At 68.3% G+C, this 15,130-nt stretch carries 15 protein-coding genes; 10 read left to right on the top strand and 5 right to left on the bottom strand.

From position 1 onward, the window contains the following. Positions 1-3: 3 nt before the first annotated feature. Complete coding sequence (locus tag Q0L11_RS15130; RefSeq protein ID WP_296598314.1) at positions 4-1,596, bottom strand: NAD(P)/FAD-dependent oxidoreductase; 1,593 nt, start codon at positions 1,594-1,596, stop codon at positions 4-6. A 58-nt stretch (positions 1,597-1,654) separates the two neighbouring features. Between Q0L11_RS15130 and Q0L11_RS15125 the strand changes: the two genes are divergently transcribed. From Q0L11_RS15125 to Q0L11_RS15115, 3 genes are read left to right on the top strand one after another with little or no spacing between them, the layout of a single operon-like run. Then, on the top strand, positions 1,655-2,533 hold the full coding sequence (locus tag Q0L11_RS15125) for a transglutaminase family protein (RefSeq protein ID WP_296598312.1): 879 nt from the start codon (positions 1,655-1,657) through the stop codon (positions 2,531-2,533). Positions 2,534-2,567: 34 nt separating this feature from the next. Further along, a complete protein-coding gene (locus Q0L11_RS15120) occupies positions 2,568-2,714 on the top strand; it encodes a hypothetical protein (protein WP_296598310.1) in 147 nt (48 codons plus the stop codon). A gap of 54 nt (positions 2,715-2,768) precedes the next feature. After that, the gene (locus Q0L11_RS15115; RefSeq protein ID WP_296598309.1) at positions 2,769-3,371 is read left to right on the top strand and encodes a DUF6134 family protein; all 603 of its coding nucleotides are present in this window, start codon (positions 2,769-2,771) and stop codon (positions 3,369-3,371) included. On the opposite strand, the gene Q0L11_RS15110 is transcribed toward Q0L11_RS15115, so the two are convergent. The 3 genes from Q0L11_RS15110 to Q0L11_RS15100 all read right to left on the bottom strand — a co-directional run bounded on the left by Q0L11_RS15110 (position 3,368) and on the right by Q0L11_RS15100 (position 6,747). Beyond that, positions 3,368-3,769, bottom strand: a complete 402-nt coding sequence (locus Q0L11_RS15110; RefSeq protein ID WP_296598307.1) for a nuclear transport factor 2 family protein — start codon at positions 3,767-3,769, stop codon at positions 3,368-3,370. The genes Q0L11_RS15115 and Q0L11_RS15110 overlap by 4 nt on opposite strands. Before the next feature lie 128 nt (positions 3,770-3,897). Further along, a complete protein-coding gene (locus Q0L11_RS15105; protein WP_296598306.1) occupies positions 3,898-6,102 on the bottom strand; it encodes a TonB-dependent receptor in 2,205 nt (734 codons plus the stop codon). A gap of 177 nt (positions 6,103-6,279) precedes the next feature. Further along, positions 6,280-6,747 carry a MarR family transcriptional regulator gene (locus tag Q0L11_RS15100; RefSeq protein WP_296598304.1) on the bottom strand — a complete coding sequence of 156 codons (468 nt, stop codon included), beginning with the start codon at positions 6,745-6,747 and terminating at the stop codon, positions 6,280-6,282. Between the two features lie 172 nt (positions 6,748-6,919). On the opposite strand from Q0L11_RS15100, the gene Q0L11_RS15095 reads away from it, so the two are divergent. Together Q0L11_RS15095 and Q0L11_RS15090 are read left to right on the top strand one after the other, a co-directional pair. Then, the gene (locus tag Q0L11_RS15095; RefSeq protein WP_296598302.1) at positions 6,920-7,444 is read left to right on the top strand and encodes a VOC family protein; all 525 of its coding nucleotides are present in this window, start codon (positions 6,920-6,922) and stop codon (positions 7,442-7,444) included. A 147-nt stretch (positions 7,445-7,591) separates the two neighbouring features. Beyond that, positions 7,592-8,752, top strand: coding sequence for a hypothetical protein (locus Q0L11_RS15090; RefSeq protein ID WP_296598301.1), 1,161 nt, complete (start codon positions 7,592-7,594; stop codon positions 8,750-8,752). Here the strand turns inward: Q0L11_RS15090 and Q0L11_RS15085 are convergent. After that, on the bottom strand, positions 8,713-9,171 hold the full coding sequence (locus tag Q0L11_RS15085; RefSeq protein ID WP_296598300.1) for a hypothetical protein: 459 nt from the start codon (positions 9,169-9,171) through the stop codon (positions 8,713-8,715). The genes Q0L11_RS15090 and Q0L11_RS15085 overlap by 40 nt on opposite strands. A gap of 203 nt (positions 9,172-9,374) precedes the next feature. Here Q0L11_RS15085 and Q0L11_RS15080 point away from each other — a divergent pair, with 203 nt between their 5' ends. The 5 genes from Q0L11_RS15080 to Q0L11_RS15060 form a co-directional block, all read left to right on the top strand. Further along, positions 9,375-10,688 carry an MFS transporter gene (locus Q0L11_RS15080; RefSeq protein WP_296598299.1) on the top strand — a complete coding sequence of 438 codons (1,314 nt, stop codon included), beginning with the start codon at positions 9,375-9,377 and terminating at the stop codon, positions 10,686-10,688. Positions 10,689-10,787: 99 nt separating this feature from the next. Further along, on the top strand, positions 10,788-12,287 hold the full coding sequence (locus tag Q0L11_RS15075) for an ATPase domain-containing protein (protein ID WP_296598298.1): 1,500 nt from the start codon (positions 10,788-10,790) through the stop codon (positions 12,285-12,287). Continuing rightward, a complete protein-coding gene (locus tag Q0L11_RS15070) occupies positions 12,284-13,441 on the top strand; it encodes an HWE histidine kinase domain-containing protein (protein WP_296598297.1) in 1,158 nt (385 codons plus the stop codon). The genes Q0L11_RS15075 and Q0L11_RS15070 overlap by 4 nt, the downstream gene beginning before the upstream one ends. Positions 13,442-13,643: 202 nt before the next feature. Further along, the gene (locus Q0L11_RS15065) at positions 13,644-14,213 is read left to right on the top strand and encodes a GNAT family N-acetyltransferase (protein ID WP_296598295.1); all 570 of its coding nucleotides are present in this window, start codon (positions 13,644-13,646) and stop codon (positions 14,211-14,213) included. A 189-nt stretch (positions 14,214-14,402) separates the two neighbouring features. Further along, positions 14,403-15,130: ammonium transporter (locus Q0L11_RS15060; protein ID WP_367183434.1), on the top strand; the 728-nt coding region annotated here is incomplete at its 3' end.

The following is a 15,130-nucleotide window of genomic DNA, read 5'->3' as shown; positions in this document are numbered from 1 at the left end:
CGATCAGACGCGGCGACGGCGCACATCCTTCAGGATCTCGGCCGCCGCGTTGTGCCCGGGGGCCCCAGTCACGCCGCCGCCGGGATGCGTGCCCGAGCCACACTGGTAGAGCCCCTTAACCGGCGTGCGATAGTCGCCCGCGCCCAGCACCGGCCGCGCCAAGAAGAGCTGATCCAGGCTGAGGCGGCCGTGCATGATGTCGCCGTTCACCAGGCCGAAGGTGCGCTCCAGGTCCAGTGGCGACAGCACTTGGCGGCCCAGCACCGACCGGGCGAACCCCGGCGCATGCTTGTCGACCGTCGCGATCATCAGGTCGGCCACCTCCTCGCGGTGGTCGTCCCAAGACCGCCCGCCCGGAAGCTGCGGCGCCACGTGCTGGCAAAACAGGCTGGCCACGTGCTGGCCGGCCGGCGCGAGGCTATCGTCCAGGGTGGACGGGATCAGCATCTCGACGATCGGCTCCGTCGACCAGCCGCGCGCGCGGCAGTCGTCGTAGGCGCGCTCCATGTAGGCCATTGTCGGCGCGATGATTATGCCGCCCGTCATGTGATCGCCCGGCCCCGGCGCGACGGTGAAGCTGGGCAGCTCCGACAACGCCACGTTCATCCGGAACGTGGCCGAGCCCGAGCGGTAGCGATCGATCCGCTCCACGAAGTCCCTAGGCTGTACAGCCGGGTCGACGAGCTTCTGGAACAGGCGCTGAGGGTGCAGGTTCGACACCACCGCGCGCGCTCTCAGCGTCTCGCCCGAGGCGGTCACCACGCCGACGGCGCGGCCCTTCTCCGTCAGCACCTCGGCGACCGAAGTGTCGGTGCGGATTTGCACGCCCCGCTCGCGGCAGCAGGCCGCCATGGCCCCGGTGATCGCGCCCATGCCGCCGATGGCATGGCCCCAGGCGCCCTTCTTGCCGTTCACCTCGCCGAAGACGTGATGCAGCAGGACGTAGGCCGACCCGGGTGTGTAGGGGCTGGCGTAGTTGCCGACCACGCCGTCGAAGCCGTAGGCCGCCTTGATGGGGTCGCTCTCGAACCAGCCGTCTAGCCAGTCGCCCGCCGACTGGGAGAACAGGGCCAGCAGGTCGCGCTTGGCGGTGAGATCGAGGCGCGACAGCTTCCGGCCCAACACCGCGCTCTTGATCAGCTCAGGGATCGCCTCGCGAAGGCTCCCCTCCACGAGGTTCGGCGGAGTCTGGATCACCAGCTCGCGCAGCACGTCGGCGATCGCGTCCAGGCGGTCCCAGTAGGCGGGCAGCCGCTCGGCGTCCTTCGTCGAGAAGCGCGCCGTCTCGGCCTGGGTGCGTCCGTCGCCCACGAAGAAATGATCGCCGTCCAAGGGCAGGAAGTTGGCCATCTTCCGCTCGACCACCTTCAGGCCGTGGCGGTGCAGCTCCAGATCCCGGATCACCTTCGGGTTCAACAGCGAGACCGTGTAGCTGGCCACCGAATTGCGGAAGCCGGGATGGAATTCCTCGGTCACCGCCGCACCGCCCACGACAGCGCGCCGCTCCAGCACGGTCACCTTCAGCCCGGTCGACGCCAGATACGCCGCACACGTCAGGCCGTTGTGGCCGCCGCCGATGATGATCACGTCGCTCATGGGCGTGCAGTGGCAGTCCGCGCGCGGAACCGCAACTGCCCAAGGTTGTTCCGCGTGGATGGGACGCCTGCGCATCCGCCACGAGACCTTCTACAGCTACGAACGGCCCGTCTCCTTCGCGGCCCACCGGCTGCTGGTCCGCCCCCGCGACAGCCACGCGATCCGGGTGGTCGATGCCGTGCTCACGGTCTCGCCGCCCGGCGAGACCCGCTGGGTGTACGACGCCCTGGGCAATTCGGTCTGCTGCTTCACGCCAGGTGGAGAGTCCACGGCCCTGTCCATCGTCAGCGAGCTCGTGATCGAGCGCTACCCGGCGGACCTCTCCGAGCTGAAGATCGAAGACCCACAGACGGCGACCCCGATCGTCTACGTCCCCGCAGACCGTTCCGTCCTGACGCCATTTATCGAGCCGGTCACCGAGGACGCCGAGGGCGACCTCCTCAAGTGGCTTCGCGACCAGGTCGGCAGTCCGCACGAGCCGGCGCTGGAGTTCCTCCTGCGCCTGAACCGCACGATCCGCCAGGATTTCGACTACCAGGCCCGCGACCTGGGCGCGGCGCAGGAGCCGTCCCACACCGTGAAGCTGCGGGCAGGCACCTGCCGCGACTTCGCCTGGCTGATGGTCGAGGCGCTCCGGAGGCTGGGCTACGCGGCCCGCTTCGTCACCGGCTACCTGTACTCGCCCGCTCACAGCGAGATCCGCGGCGCCGGCGCGACCCATGCCTGGTGCGAGGTCTTCCTGCCTGAACTGGGCTGGACCGAGTTCGATCCCACCAACGCCCTCGCAGAAAGCAGCGACCTCATTCCGGTCGCCGTCGCCCGCACGCCTCAGGACGCCGCACCGATCTCTGGCTCGATCTATGGCGACCCGGGCTCGACCAACCTGGCCGTTCACGTGGATGTGCGCCCGGCCGATTCGCTTCCCGCCGCCGCATGAGTCATCTGTTCGAGGCGGACAGGAGGAACCGTCGATGACGCACGGCTTCCAGCAACAGGATCGGCCCCAGGCCTACCCCTTCACCAAGTCGTGCGCGACCCCGCAGCACGGCCAGAAGCCGCCGGAAAAGCCCCTGCCCGTGCGCGAGCCCCGCAGCTATAAGCCGCGTCCAGGACACTAGCGGTTCGCGTATAAGGGACCAGTCAGCCCGGCTGGGCGCTGGAGGAATTGCGACATGAGCCTGATCTTGGGACGGCGCCAGCTGATCGCGGGCGGCGTGGGGCTGTTGGTTCCGGGCGTCGCGGCCGCGGCGCCCAGCCGTCTCGCGTTCCAGGTCTTCCGCAACGGGACCAAGATCGGCGAGCACCAGATGACCTTCGCCGGTACAGACGGCAACGAGACCGTCTCCACCGACGTCGACATGGTGGTGAAGGTGGGGCCGGTCCCCGTCTACAAGTACAAGCACAGCGCCGTGGAGCGGTGGTCGGGCGGCAGGTTCGTCAGCATCGACGCCACCACCAACGGCAACGGCAAGATCCAGAAGACCTCGGCCCGGGCCCTCCCCGGTCTCGTTCAGATCACCGGCCCCAAGGGCGTGGTCAAGGGCCCGGCCGACGCCGTGCCGCTCAGCCACTGGAACCAGGCCAGCTTCGGCAAACCCCTGTTCAACCAGCAGGAAGCCAAGATGCTGAAGGTCGTCTGCACCAAGGTGAAACCCGGTCAATGGTCGATCCGCGGAGAGGCCGAGATCGACGACTTCTACGACGGCTCGGGCAATTGGATGGCGCTGAAGGGCAAGCTCGAGGACGGCTCGAAGATGGAATACCGGCGGATCTAGCCGGCCTTCGCCTCGCCGGCCCAGCGCTGCAGCGTGGCGCGGTCGAGGTATTCGTCCAGCCGGCGGATCTTCCCGCCGTCCACCTGGAATACGATGCAGACCGGCAGGACCCGCACGCGGCCGTCGGCGAGGTGCAGGGTGGTGTCGTGCTGCTGCACGAAGCCGCCCGCGATCGCGAAGAAGCGCCGGTTGGCATATTCGCGCCTCGGCACGTTGGCCACATAGGCCTTCAGCACCTCCAGGTTCTGCGCGGGGGTGGTCTCAAGCCCGTCGTCGTTGTGCCAGATGACCGCGTCGGCGTGGTAGCAGTCGGCCACCGTCGCGATGTCTCCGGCCTCGATAGCGCCGAAGAAGCGGTCGGCCAGGGCGGCCATCTCGGCGGCATGTGCGTCGGTCACGGGCGGTCCCCTTCGAGTTCGGCGCGCAGGCTGCGCGCGGCCAGCAGGACGACGAGCGCCCACCGTCGATCGGCGACGGTGGGCTCCCGGTCCGATCGCTTCGGGTCTGCCCGGACCCCGCTCTCCATCTAGAACTTGTACCCGACGTCGAGGCCCCAGGTGCTGGGCGCCGAGTAGACGCGCAGGTTGCCCAGCGCCCCCAGGCCGAAGGTGTTGTTGATCACCTTCTTGTCGGTGAGGTTCTTGCCCCACAGCGCCACGCGCCAACCCTTCTCGCCCTCGATCGCCAGGGTGGCGTCGAAGAGGGTGTTTTCGGGCCGCACCTGGACGTCGGACGTGCGGTTGATAACGCCGCCCGAGGTGTAGATGTCGTCCATGTAGACCGCATTGGCCGCAAACGTGAGGACGCCGAACGGCAGGTCGCGCTCGTAGTTAACGCCCAGGCTGCCCGACCACTTCGGCGCGTAGCTCAGCGGCAGGTCGCTGTTGTCGGTGGGGTTGTTGATCCCGTCGCTGGTGAAGTCGGTAAAGTTCGAGACGAAACGGGCGTCCAGGTACGAGAGGTTGGCGTTGACCCGCCAGCCGCCGCCGACCACCCACAGGGCCTCGGCCTCGACGCCGTCGAACTTGGCCTTGCCGGCGTTGGTGACGATCGACTCGTAGACCCCGCCGCTGGTGAGCCCTTGCGTGCCCACCTGCATGTCCTTGTAGGTCGAGTGGAACACGGCGCCGTTCAGGCGCAGGCGGCGCTCGAACAGCTCGGTCTTCACGCCGGCCTCGAAGCTCGAGACCGTCTCGGCGTCGTACGGACCGGCCGAGGTGAAGGAGGCCGCGCGGCCGTTGTAGCCGCCGCTGCGGAAGCCCTTGGACCAGGTGGCGTAGGCCATGACCGTGTCGCTGAACTTGTAGTTCGCGCCCACCTTCGGCGAGAAGTTGTCCCAGTGGTCCTTGTAGGTGCGGCTGGTCGGGAAGAAGAGCGGCTGGTTGGTGAAGGTCTTCTTCTCGTAGCTGTAGCGGCCGCCCACCGTCAGCGTCAGGGCCTCGGTGGCGTGATAGTCCGCCTGGCCGAACAGGGCGTAGGCGATGTTCTTCTGGCTGGCGATCTGGGCCGGCGTGGCCGTGCCGTAGATAGCGCCGCCTTGCGCGTTGGTGATGTCGTAGCTCTGGTCGAGGTAGTAGGCGCCCACCACGTAGTCGAGCTGGCTGCCGCTGTCCGAGGCCAGGCGCAGTTCCTGGCTGAACTGCTTATGGGTCTGGTCGCGCAGCGCGTAGAAGAAGTTGACCGGGCTGGCGTCGTAGTCGCTCTGCACCTTGTCGTCGAACTTCCGGTAGCCCGTGACGCTGGTCACCGTGCCGATGCCGGTGTGCCAGTTGGCCGTGAAAGCCGCGCCCCAGGTATCGACGTCGGCGAAGATCGGCGTGTTGCCGTAGACCGTGTAGACATCCTTGGGGTTCGAGCCGCTGGCCGGGAACAGCGGGGTCGCCGTGCCGGTGTCGGGGCTGAAGTTGTAGTAGACGTTGCCCGGCAGGGCGGCGTTGCGGAACGCTGCGCCAGAGCCCCGCTCGCGGTCGCCGTCCACCACCAGCGAAGCGTCGAAGCTGTCGGTGGGCTTGAAGCTGAGGGTGATCCGGCCCGACAGGGTCTCGTTGTCGCCCTGACGCTCCTTGCGTGTGGCGTTGTAGTTGTAGCCGTCATAGTTCTTGTAGAGGCCCGAGACGCGGACCGCGAAGACGTCGCTGAGCGGGATGTTCAGCGCCGCGCGGGCTTCGCGCCGGCCATGGTCGCCGACCGTGCCCTGGACCTCGCCGCTGAAGGGGTCGCCCGGACGGGCCTGCTTGGTGCGCACGCTGACCACGCCGCCGATGGTGTTCCGGCCGTAGAGCGTACCCTGGGGACCTCGCAGGATCTCCACCGACTCGATGTCGAAGAAGTCCTGCAGCGCGCCGCTGTTGCGGGCCAGGTAGACGCCGTTCATCTCGACGCCGACCGCCGGCTCGAAGGTGGACTCCACGTCCGCGAAGCCCAGACCGCGGATGTAGAAGGCCGAGGCGTAAGGATAGGCGCCGACCGGGGCCAGCACGACGTTGGGGGCCTTGGCCGACAAGTCGGTCAGGCTCTGTACCGACTGGGCCTCAAGTTGCTCGGTCCCGAACGCCGAGACGGCCAGCGGCACGTCCTGCAGCTTCTGTTCGCGTTTCTGCGCGGTGACCACCACCTCGCCCACCTGGGCCACGTCGGCCTCGTCGGCGGCGAAGGCGGGGGCGGCCACGCCGGCGCAGAGGGCCAGGGCGGCAGCGGACGCAAAGAGCCTGTGGGTCGCCTTGCAGCGCATGGTCAGTCCTCCCGAAGTTCTTATCGATGGCCGCATGCGGGCCTTGCGCCCTGGGTCCGGCCACGGCTGATTTTTGTCAATCACGTTGACAACGTTCGGAACTACTTCGTCATCTAAGCTGACAATCTTGCCACAGATGACGCTACGGCGCCGGCGAGCGCGGGACTCAGGTTGGCGTCAGTAAAGCCAGGCGCCCTTGGGCAGGGGCATCGGCCAGATCACGGGTGCAGGGCCCCAGTCCTCCCGGAAGGCCTTGATCAGGTTATCGACGTTGCGCGACCCAATGCGCCGGCGGAGCTCGGCGGTCAGCGCGGCGATGGCGTCGTCGGCGTCGCGCCCCATCGCGCGGCCCTTTTCGCTGACCGTCACCACCCAGGCGCGCCCGTCCTCGGGGTCGTGGTTCAGCTCGACCATGCCCAGCTTGGCCATCTGCATGATCGTGGTGTGCACCGACTGGCGGCTCAGGCCGAGGTTGCGTGCGATGTCGGATGGCTTGCTCACCCCCACGACCACGTTCGCCATCACCATCGACTGCGACCTCGTCACCTCATGCCAGCCCTGCGCCTGGAGGTAGCTCTGCAGCCCGTCGTCGAACCACAGGAAGGCGTTCATCAGCGGAACGAGCAGCGTCTCGGCGGCGATCATGGGATTCGGGTGTCTCGGACGGCGATGGACGTCACAGTAGGTGTGACACGGGCCTCGTCAACGCGGTTCGCCGGCCTGACGTGGCGGCAGATTTCATCAGTTTAGTTGACGAGCTTGTCGCACCCCTCCAGCCTTGGGGCGGGATCGCAAGCACGAGGGCCGGAGCGTCAGGATGAAAACCACGGGCATCAACCACATGGCGCTGGTCTGTCGCGACATGGCCGAGACCGTGAAGTTCTACACCGAGGTCCTGGAGATGCCGCTGTTCAAGACGGTGGCCCTCCCCGATGGCGGCCAGCACTTCTTCTTCGATTGCGGCGGCGGGGCGGCGGTGGCCTTCTTCTGGTGGCCCGAGACGCCGGCCGCGGCCCCCGGCATCGCCTCGGTGAAGAAGTTCCCGGAGGAGTCCAAGACGGCAGTCGGCTCGATGAACCACCTGGCGTTCAACGTCGCCGAGGGCGAGTTGTCGGCCTGCCTCACCCGGCTTCAGGAACACGGCGTGCCGCACATCCCGGTGGTGGTGAACCACGACGACAGCCCGATGGGCGTGGCCGCCGAGATGCACGAGGGCGTCTTCGTCCGCTCGGTCTATTTCACCGACCCGAATGGGATCATGCTGGAGTTCGCCGCCACCACGAAGGTGTTCGACGCGCGCGACATCGCCCATGCGCCCCAAGGAGCCACGGTCGAGGTGTAGCCGGGCGTTGCGCACGGGAACCAGCCGTGCGTAACTTCGGCCATGTGCACAGAGCGCCTCCGCGACTGACCTAAGTCCCGCCGAGCCCGGGCTCCTCCGCCGGCGCGCGGGTACGAGCCCCCATGCGCTTCCGTTCACAGGCTTCCCATGAGCTTCTTCGGCAACGACGCGATCAACCGCGTCAATCTGCATTCCACGATCCAGGCCCTGGCCCAGGGCGCGGGCGGCGTCTTCGTCCTGGTCTACCTGCTCAAGGCGGGGGTCCCGGCGCCGCTCGTCCTGGTGTCGATGGCCGCGATGAACGGCGGCCGGCTGCTATTGCGTCCGTTCGTCCTGCCCCTGGCGCGCCGCATCGGCCTGCGCGCCACTCTGGTGGCGGGCACGGTGCTCGAAGCGGCGATCTTTCCGTTTCTCCCGCTGGTCCGCGGAATCGACCTGGCCTTCGTAGCCATCGTGCTGATCGGGCCGGTGGGAAGCGTCCTCTACTGGACCAGCTACCACGCCTATTTTGCCAGCGTCGGCGACGATGAGCACCGCGGCGGCCAGGTCGGCGTGCGCCAGGCGATGGCGGCGGTCGTCGGGGTCGTGGCGCCGCTGCTCGGAGCGTGGGGGCTGGCGGTCGGAGGCCCCTGGCTCGCGTTTCCGGCGGTGGCGGTGGTCCAGGTGCTGGCGGCCTGGCCGCTGCTGGGCGCGCCGCTGGTTCCCATCGCGGTGGACCCGCCCGGCGGGGTGCGCGCGGCGAGGACCGCCATGGCATTGATGGCCTGCGACGGGATCTTCGCCGGCGGCTATCACTACATCTGGCAGATCGCGCTGTTCCTCACCCTGGGCGAGAGCTTCGCCGCCTACGGGGGCGCCGTGGCGCTGGCCGCCCTGGTGGGCGCCGTGTTCAGCCTGCTGATCGGCCGCCACATCGACGCCGGCCGCGGCCGTTCGGCGATCCTCATCGCCTTTCTCGTCGCCGTGGGGGTCCTGGCGTTCCGCGCCTTCAGCCTCGGCGCGCCGTGGCTGGCGATCGGCGCGAACGCGGTGGGCGCCCTGGTCGAAGCCCTCTGGATTCCGGCCCTGATGGCGCCGCTCTACACCATGGCCAAGGCCTCGCCCTGCCCGCTCCGCTTCAGCGTGGCGACGGAGGCGGGGTGGGACCTGGGTTGCGCCGGCGCCTGCCTGATCGGAGCGGCGATGGTGGCGCTCGGCCACACCTTCGTGGCCCCGATCCTGGTCGGCCTGGCGGGGGTCAGTACGGCCTTCGCCGTGCTTTGGCGCCGCTACGTCGCCGGGTCCGGACCGGCCGCCTTGCCCACATAGGCTTCGAAAGCCTCCCGAGCGCGGGTCAGGCAGCCGTCCACGGGCGCGACCGCTACGATGCCTTCGAACGTGGCGAGATCGGTCTGCGGGCAGCTCGGATTGAGCGACGGCATCGCCCGGCGCGTCCGCTGCGGCGCCACCAGGAGCCGGACCACCGCCATCCGGTCTTCGTCGAGGCTCGCGACCTGGCGCTTGGGCAGCACGACCGCCTTCGGGGCGCCAACCAGCCGCTTCACGTTGCCCGCGGGGTCGATGAGGACGATCGAGCGGCCGGGCGAGATCTGGATCGCCTGGCCGCTGGCATACTCTGCGCCGCGGGCGATCGCCGGATCGGTCGACGAAACGACGACGAAGTCCGCGGCGTGCGCCACCCCGGCGAGGCCGGCCGCCAACAACAGTCCGGTCCAGAACGCGCGCATGGGCTCTCCTCTGTGGCGGGGTGCGAAGGTGCGAACGCGTCGGGCCCTCCGTCAAGTGAGCGGCGTCATGACCGGTTGCGCCCCCGGCAAATCCCCCTAGCATTGAGGTGGGCGGGCAGATTTCAGACCCGACCTTCGAAAATTCCACCGCGTGAGGGAGCCGTGGGAGGCGGGCGTCGAAGACCCGCGCCCCGGGTTGAGGTTTGGACGCCAAGCTGGACGACACCGACGAGGCTGCACCCGCGGACGACCTGGCCACGCGGGAGGCCGCGTACGAGAAGTTCGTTTGGGACAACCTGAAGCGGAACTACCTCGGCAACTACCTGCACGGCATGCTGGGCATGACCGGCTTCCGGCTCGTCAACGCCCCGACCTTCCTCCCCGCATATCTCCTGGCCGTCTCAGGCTCGAACGTGATCGTGGGCCTGGGGCTCGCGCTTCAACAGCTCGGCGGGGTGATCTCGCCCATCTTCGGCGCCACCAAGGTCGAGCACCGCACCAAGGTCATGCCTGCCGCCATCTGGATGGGCAGCCTGGGCCGCCTGGCGATACTCGGCATGGCCCTGGCGGGCTGGTTCCTCAAGGGACCCGCCTTGGTCTGGGCGCTGCTGTTCTTCATCCTGATGTTCGGCGTCTTCATGGGCGCACAGCGGGTGGTGTTCAGCCTCCTGATGTCGAAGGTGATCCCCATCAGCCGGCGTGGACGGCTGCAGGCCTGGCGAAACGCCACCGGCGGGGCGATCGCCGCTGTGCTGGCTGGTCTGGCCGGCGCCTACCTCATCGGACCCAACGCCTTCGGGAACGGCTACTCCACCACCTTCGTCCTGGCCTTCCTGCTCACCAGCGCCGGCCTTTGGGCCTTGCAAGTCCTCCTGAAGGAGCCCGAACCTCCGACGACCCGCGCGCCGGCGCGCTTCCGCGATCGCCTGCGCGACTTTCCGGCGCTGATCGCCCAGGACAGGGCCTACGGCTTCTTCTTGCTGGTGCAGATGCTCGCCACGTCGGCCCGCATCGCGACGCCCTTCTACATCCTGTACGTGGGGAAGGTGGTGGGCGCCGACGGCAAGACGCTAGGCCTGCTGTCGTTCGCCTTCCTCGGCGCCGACACCGTCTCGAACCTGCTGTGGGGCTACATGGGCGACAAGACGGGCTTCCGCGCCGTGCTCGTCGCCTCGCTCGTCGGCTGGGTGGCGGCCACCATCATGCTGCTCAACCTGCACTCGCCCGGGCCGATCTTCGCGGCCTTTGCAGTGCTGGGGGCCTCGCTCAGCGGCTACATGATGTCCTCCCAGACGATGATCCTGGAGTTCGGCAGCCGCGACGACCTGCCGATGCGCATCGCCGTCTCGGCGACGGCCGAGAGCATCACCGCCACGGCCGGCCCTCTGCTGGGCGGGGTGGTCGCCGAAGCCTTCGGCTACGACGTCGTGTTCCTGGCCTCGCTGGGCTTCCTCGCCGCGGCGTTCGTGATCCTTCTGCTCGCGGTCCAGGAGCCCCGTGGCCGCCGCCTTGCGTGATTGAAACGCAATTATTGGGAACCGCCCCCGCCCCTGGGGGTTCCAACCTGCGGGCGGGGCATGTCCGACGCTGGACGATCACTAGGCGTACGAAGACCGATGAACAGCACACCGGCGCGGCACGCCGATGACGCAGCTACCGGAATTCCGGGACTGGACGATATTCTTGCAGGCGGTCTCAAGCGCAGCCGCGTCTTCCTGATCGAAGGCAGCCCCGGCACGGGCAAGACCACGGCGGCCATGAGCTTCCTGCTGGCCGGCCGCGACGCAGGCGAGAAGACGCTCTACGTCACCTTGTCGGAGACCGAGGACGAGCTTCGCGACACCGCCGCGTCCCATGGCTGGGACCTCGACGGCATCGACGTCTTCGAACTCACCCCGCCCGAAAACCTGCTGGACGAGCATCAGCAGCAGAGCCTGCTGTACTCGTCCGACCTGGAACTCGGGGAGACGACGCGCCTGATCCTGGAAGCCGTCGAGAAGAACAAGCCGGCCCGCGTCGTGATCGACAGCCTTTCCGAAATCCGGCTCCTGGCCCAGGGCTCCCTGCGCTATCGGCGCCAGGTGCTGGCGCTGAAGCACTACTTCGCCAAGCACGGCGCCACCGTCGTGCTGCTGGACGACCTGACGGCAGAGGTCTCGGACAAGACCGTCCATAGCGTCGCACACGGCGTGGTGCGGCTGGAGGAACTGGCGCCGGAGTATGGCGCCGAGCGGCGGCGCATCCGCGTGACCAAGTATCGGGGCCGTCATTTCCGGGGCGGCTACCACGACTTCACCATCCGCACCGGTGGGCTCGAGGTGTTTCCGCGCCTGGTGTCAAGCGAGCACAGGACGCGGTTTGAGCGTGCCCCACTCAAAAGCGACATCCTGGGTATGGACGAGCTCCTCGGAGGCGGCGTCGAGCGCGGCACCAGTTGCCTCGTGCTGGGGCCGGCCGGCACAGGCAAATCGCTGCTCACGCTGCTGTTCGCCGTGGCGGCGGTGCGGCGCGGCGAACGGGCCGCGCTGTTCATCTTCGATGAGGAAGTCGGCCTCTTCATCGAGCGGACACGACAATTCGGCATCGACTTGGAGTCGCTCCGGGCGAGCGGCGACCTGATCATCGAACAGGTGGACGCGGCGGAGTTGTCCCCTGGGGAATTCACGTCGCGCGTGCGTGAATGCGTGGCCAGCTCCGGCGCAAGGACCGTCGTGCTCGACAGCCTGAACGGCTACCAGGCGGCGATGCCGGAGGAACACTTCCTTCTCCTGCACATGCACGAACTGCTGCAGTACCTGAACCGGCAGGGCGCTACGACCTTCCTGACGGTCGCTCAGCACGGGCTGGTCGGGGAGATGAGGTCGCCCGTGGATGTCACCTACTTGGCAGACACGGTTTTGCTGCTTCGCTACTTCGAGGCCATGGGTCAGGTCCGGCGGGCGATCTCCGTGATGAAGAAGCGCGCGGGCCTCCACGAGCGCACCATCCGAGAGTACGACATCGACTCGAGCGGCATTCGCCTCGGCGAGCCGTTGCGAGAGTTCCAGGGTGTCTTGCGGGGCGTTCCCACGTTCGTGGGCCAGCAATCCGGCCTGATGGAAAGACCCGGCTCATGAGCCGCGCCCCGCGGTTGGCGTCGGAACGGGCGCTGATCCTCGCACCCTACGGCCGGGACGCCCAGGTCGCCGCCGCCGTGTTGAAGGAAGCCGGTGTCGAGGCGGCGATCTGCCCCGACCTTGCGGCCGTGCGGACGTCCTGCGAGGACGGGGCCGGCACGGCGCTGATCGTCGAGGAGATCCTGCAGGAGGACGACTACAGCGGCCTTGCGCGGTGGGTCGACGCGCAGCCACCGTGGTCGGACTTCCCGATCATCATCCTCGCCCAGCGCGGCGGCGGCCTGGAGCGCAACCCCGCGGCAGCGCGTTACAGTCGCGCACTTGGGAATGTCACCTTTCTCGAACGGCCCTTCCATCCGACGACACTCGTCAGCGTGGTGCAGACCGCCCTGCGCGGACGTCGGCGACAATACGAGGCGCGCGAGCGCCTCGAGACCCTGCGCGCCGCGGTCGTTCGCCAGCAACAGGACCAGCAACACCAACGGCTGCTCATCAACGAACTGAACCACCGCGTGAAGAACACGCTCGCCACGGTCCAGTCGATCGCGGCCCAGACCCTGCGCGGAGCCTCGGCCCCGCTGGGCGCGCGCGACGCGCTGGCCTCGCGGATCGTCGCGCTCTCCAAGGCGCATGACGTACTCACCAGCGAGCAGTGGTCGGGCGCCAATCTCGACGAGATCGCCTTGCAGGCCATGCAGCCGTTCCGCCTGGGCCTCGGCGAAGAGCGCATCGTCGTGGAAGGGCCGCGGGTGCGCGTGCCGCCGAAGACGGCGATCGCCGTGGCGCTCGCGCTGCACGAGCTCGCCACCAATGCAGTGAAGTACGGCGCCCTCTCCAACGCCGACGGCCACGTCACCTTCCGATGGGAGGTGGGCAAGGGCCGGGCCGCCCAGAAGCTCACGGCGGTCTGGCGTGAGGCCGACGGTCCGCCCGTGACGCCACCGACACGCGCCGGCTTCGGCACGCGGCTGATCGAGCGCGGCCTGGCCAGCGATCTCAACGGCGAGGTGGCGATCGCCTATCCGCGCGACGGCGTGGTCTGCACCATCCACGCCAATCTCGACGACGAAGGCGAGCCCGCGCGGGCCACGCCCCTGCCTCGCCGGCTCGCGGTTGCGGACGACGATGGGGCCGGCGCCTCGCCGGCGGCGTAACACCGTGCTATGAGCGCGCCCATGGTTCGCCAACAGGCCTGCAATCCGTCGGGTATGAACGCCGCCCCCGCGGGGCGTCGGGACGGTGTTGCGCGCGCTGACGCGGCCTAGCCTTCCCAGACGAGCCCCGCCGGACCGGCCGGGCTCATGGAACTAACAGGAAGGCGCGCCCGGCCTCCGGTGTTTCCCAAAGGAACCGGAGATGATCTTTCGAAAACCCCTGCCGCCCACGCCCGTGCTGGAAACAGCGCGGCTGATCCTGCGGCCGTACGCCGAGCGAGACCTCGACGCGGTGCAACGCATCTTCCCGCAGTGGGAGGTCGTGCGCTGGCTGCACGCGGGAATCCCCTGGCCCTATCCCGACGACGGCGCGGCCACCAACTGGGCTCAATGCGTCGAACAGCGGGCGAAGGGCGAGAAGTTCTTCTGGGCCATCACGCTGAAGGGCGACGACGCGCTGCGCGGCCGCATCGACCTCTGGCCGTTCGATGGTGAGAAGCGCGACATGCGCGGCTTCTGGCTCGACCCGGCGCTGCATGGCCAGGGTGTGATGACCGAGGCGGCCGAGGCGGTCACCGAATATGCCTTCCGCGTGCTGGAGTGGCCGTTCCTGTACCTGACGAACGCGCTCGCCAACCGCGCCTCCGGTCGCGTGAAGGAGAAGCAGGGCGCCATCCCCGTCGACGTCGAGCGGCGGGACTACTTGAGCGGTCCCGCGGACGGCCAGATCTGGCGCCTTGACCGCGACGCCTGGCTGGCGCGGCGCGGCTGAGCCGATTTGCTTAGTATTGCGGCGTCAGGCGCCCAAGAAGTTGGCGAATTATCGGATGGACGCCGCGCATCGGCGGCGCCCATCCGATGGGCCGTTGGCGACACCTTTGCCCTTTGCCTATGCACCCACTGCACGGCGCGTAGGCAAATCGTGGAAAATCGCGAAACGCGCCCGCCAGGGGATGGACGTATGGGCTGCGCACGGGTGCTCGCCGCTTCGGCAATCGCGATGCTGTTTTCAGGGCTCGCCGGTCCCGCGCTGGCGCAAGGCGCAGCCCCCGTCGCCGACCCGGCGCACACCGCCTGGATGCTGGCGGCCACCGCCCTCGTGCTCTTCATGACGCTGCCGGGACTTGCGTTGTTTTATGCCGGGCTGGTGCGCGCGAAGAACGCGCTCTCGGTGATGATGCACTGCGTGGCCATCGCCTGCGTGGCGTCGGTCGTGTGGCTGATGGGCGGCTACAGCCTGGCCTTCTCAGGGACCGCACCGCTCATTGGCGATCTCGCGAAGTTCGGACTACCGGGCGCGCGCGCCGGCGTTGTCGGCTCCCTGCCCGAGACCGTCTTCTTCGCCTTCCAGATGACCTTCGCCATCATCACGCCCGGCCTGATCGTCGGCGCCTATGTGGAGCGGATCCGCTTCGGTGCGGTCCTGCTGTTCTCCACGCTCTGGCTGCTTCTGGTCTATGCGCCCGTCTGCCACTGGATCTGGGGCGGGGGCTGGCTCGCCCAGCTCAAAGTCATGGATTACGCCGGCGGCCTCGTCGTCCACGCCACGGCTGGCATCTCCTCGCTGGTGGCGGTGGCCATGCTGGGCCCGCGCGACGGCTTCCCGCGCGACCTGCACCCGCCCCACAACCCCGGCATGACCATGATGGGCGCCGGCATGCTCTGGGTCGGCTGGTACGGCTTCAACGC

Source organism: Phenylobacterium sp. (genome assembly GCF_024508875.1).
GTDB lineage: Bacteria > Pseudomonadota > Alphaproteobacteria > Caulobacterales > Caulobacteraceae > Phenylobacterium.
The sequence above is the reverse complement of the archived record's forward strand: the minus strand, read 5'-3'. Positions and strand labels throughout refer to the sequence as shown.

Coding starts and splice junctions, on each gene's coding strand:
- Q0L11_RS15130 (WP_296598314.1), bottom strand. CDS start 1,596: ATGAGCGACGTGATCATCATCGGCGGCGGCCACAACGGCCTGACGTGT.
- Q0L11_RS15125 (WP_296598312.1), top strand. CDS start 1,655: ATGGGACGCCTGCGCATCCGCCACGAGACCTTCTACAGCTACGAACGG.
- Q0L11_RS15120 (WP_296598310.1), top strand. CDS start 2,568: ATGACGCACGGCTTCCAGCAACAGGATCGGCCCCAGGCCTACCCCTTC.
- Q0L11_RS15115 (WP_296598309.1), top strand. CDS start 2,769: ATGAGCCTGATCTTGGGACGGCGCCAGCTGATCGCGGGCGGCGTGGGG.
- Q0L11_RS15105 (WP_296598306.1), bottom strand. CDS start 6,102: ATGCGCTGCAAGGCGACCCACAGGCTCTTTGCGTCCGCTGCCGCCCTG.
- Q0L11_RS15100 (WP_296598304.1), bottom strand. CDS start 6,747: ATGATCGCCGCCGAGACGCTGCTCGTTCCGCTGATGAACGCCTTCCTG.
- Q0L11_RS15095 (WP_296598302.1), top strand. CDS start 6,920: ATGAAAACCACGGGCATCAACCACATGGCGCTGGTCTGTCGCGACATG.
- Q0L11_RS15090 (WP_296598301.1), top strand. CDS start 7,592: ATGAGCTTCTTCGGCAACGACGCGATCAACCGCGTCAATCTGCATTCC.
- Q0L11_RS15085 (WP_296598300.1), bottom strand. CDS start 9,171: ATGCGCGCGTTCTGGACCGGACTGTTGTTGGCGGCCGGCCTCGCCGGG.
- Q0L11_RS15075 (WP_296598298.1), top strand. CDS start 10,788: ATGAACAGCACACCGGCGCGGCACGCCGATGACGCAGCTACCGGAATT.
- Q0L11_RS15070 (WP_296598297.1), top strand. CDS start 12,284: ATGAGCCGCGCCCCGCGGTTGGCGTCGGAACGGGCGCTGATCCTCGCA.
- Q0L11_RS15065 (WP_296598295.1), top strand. CDS start 13,644: ATGATCTTTCGAAAACCCCTGCCGCCCACGCCCGTGCTGGAAACAGCG.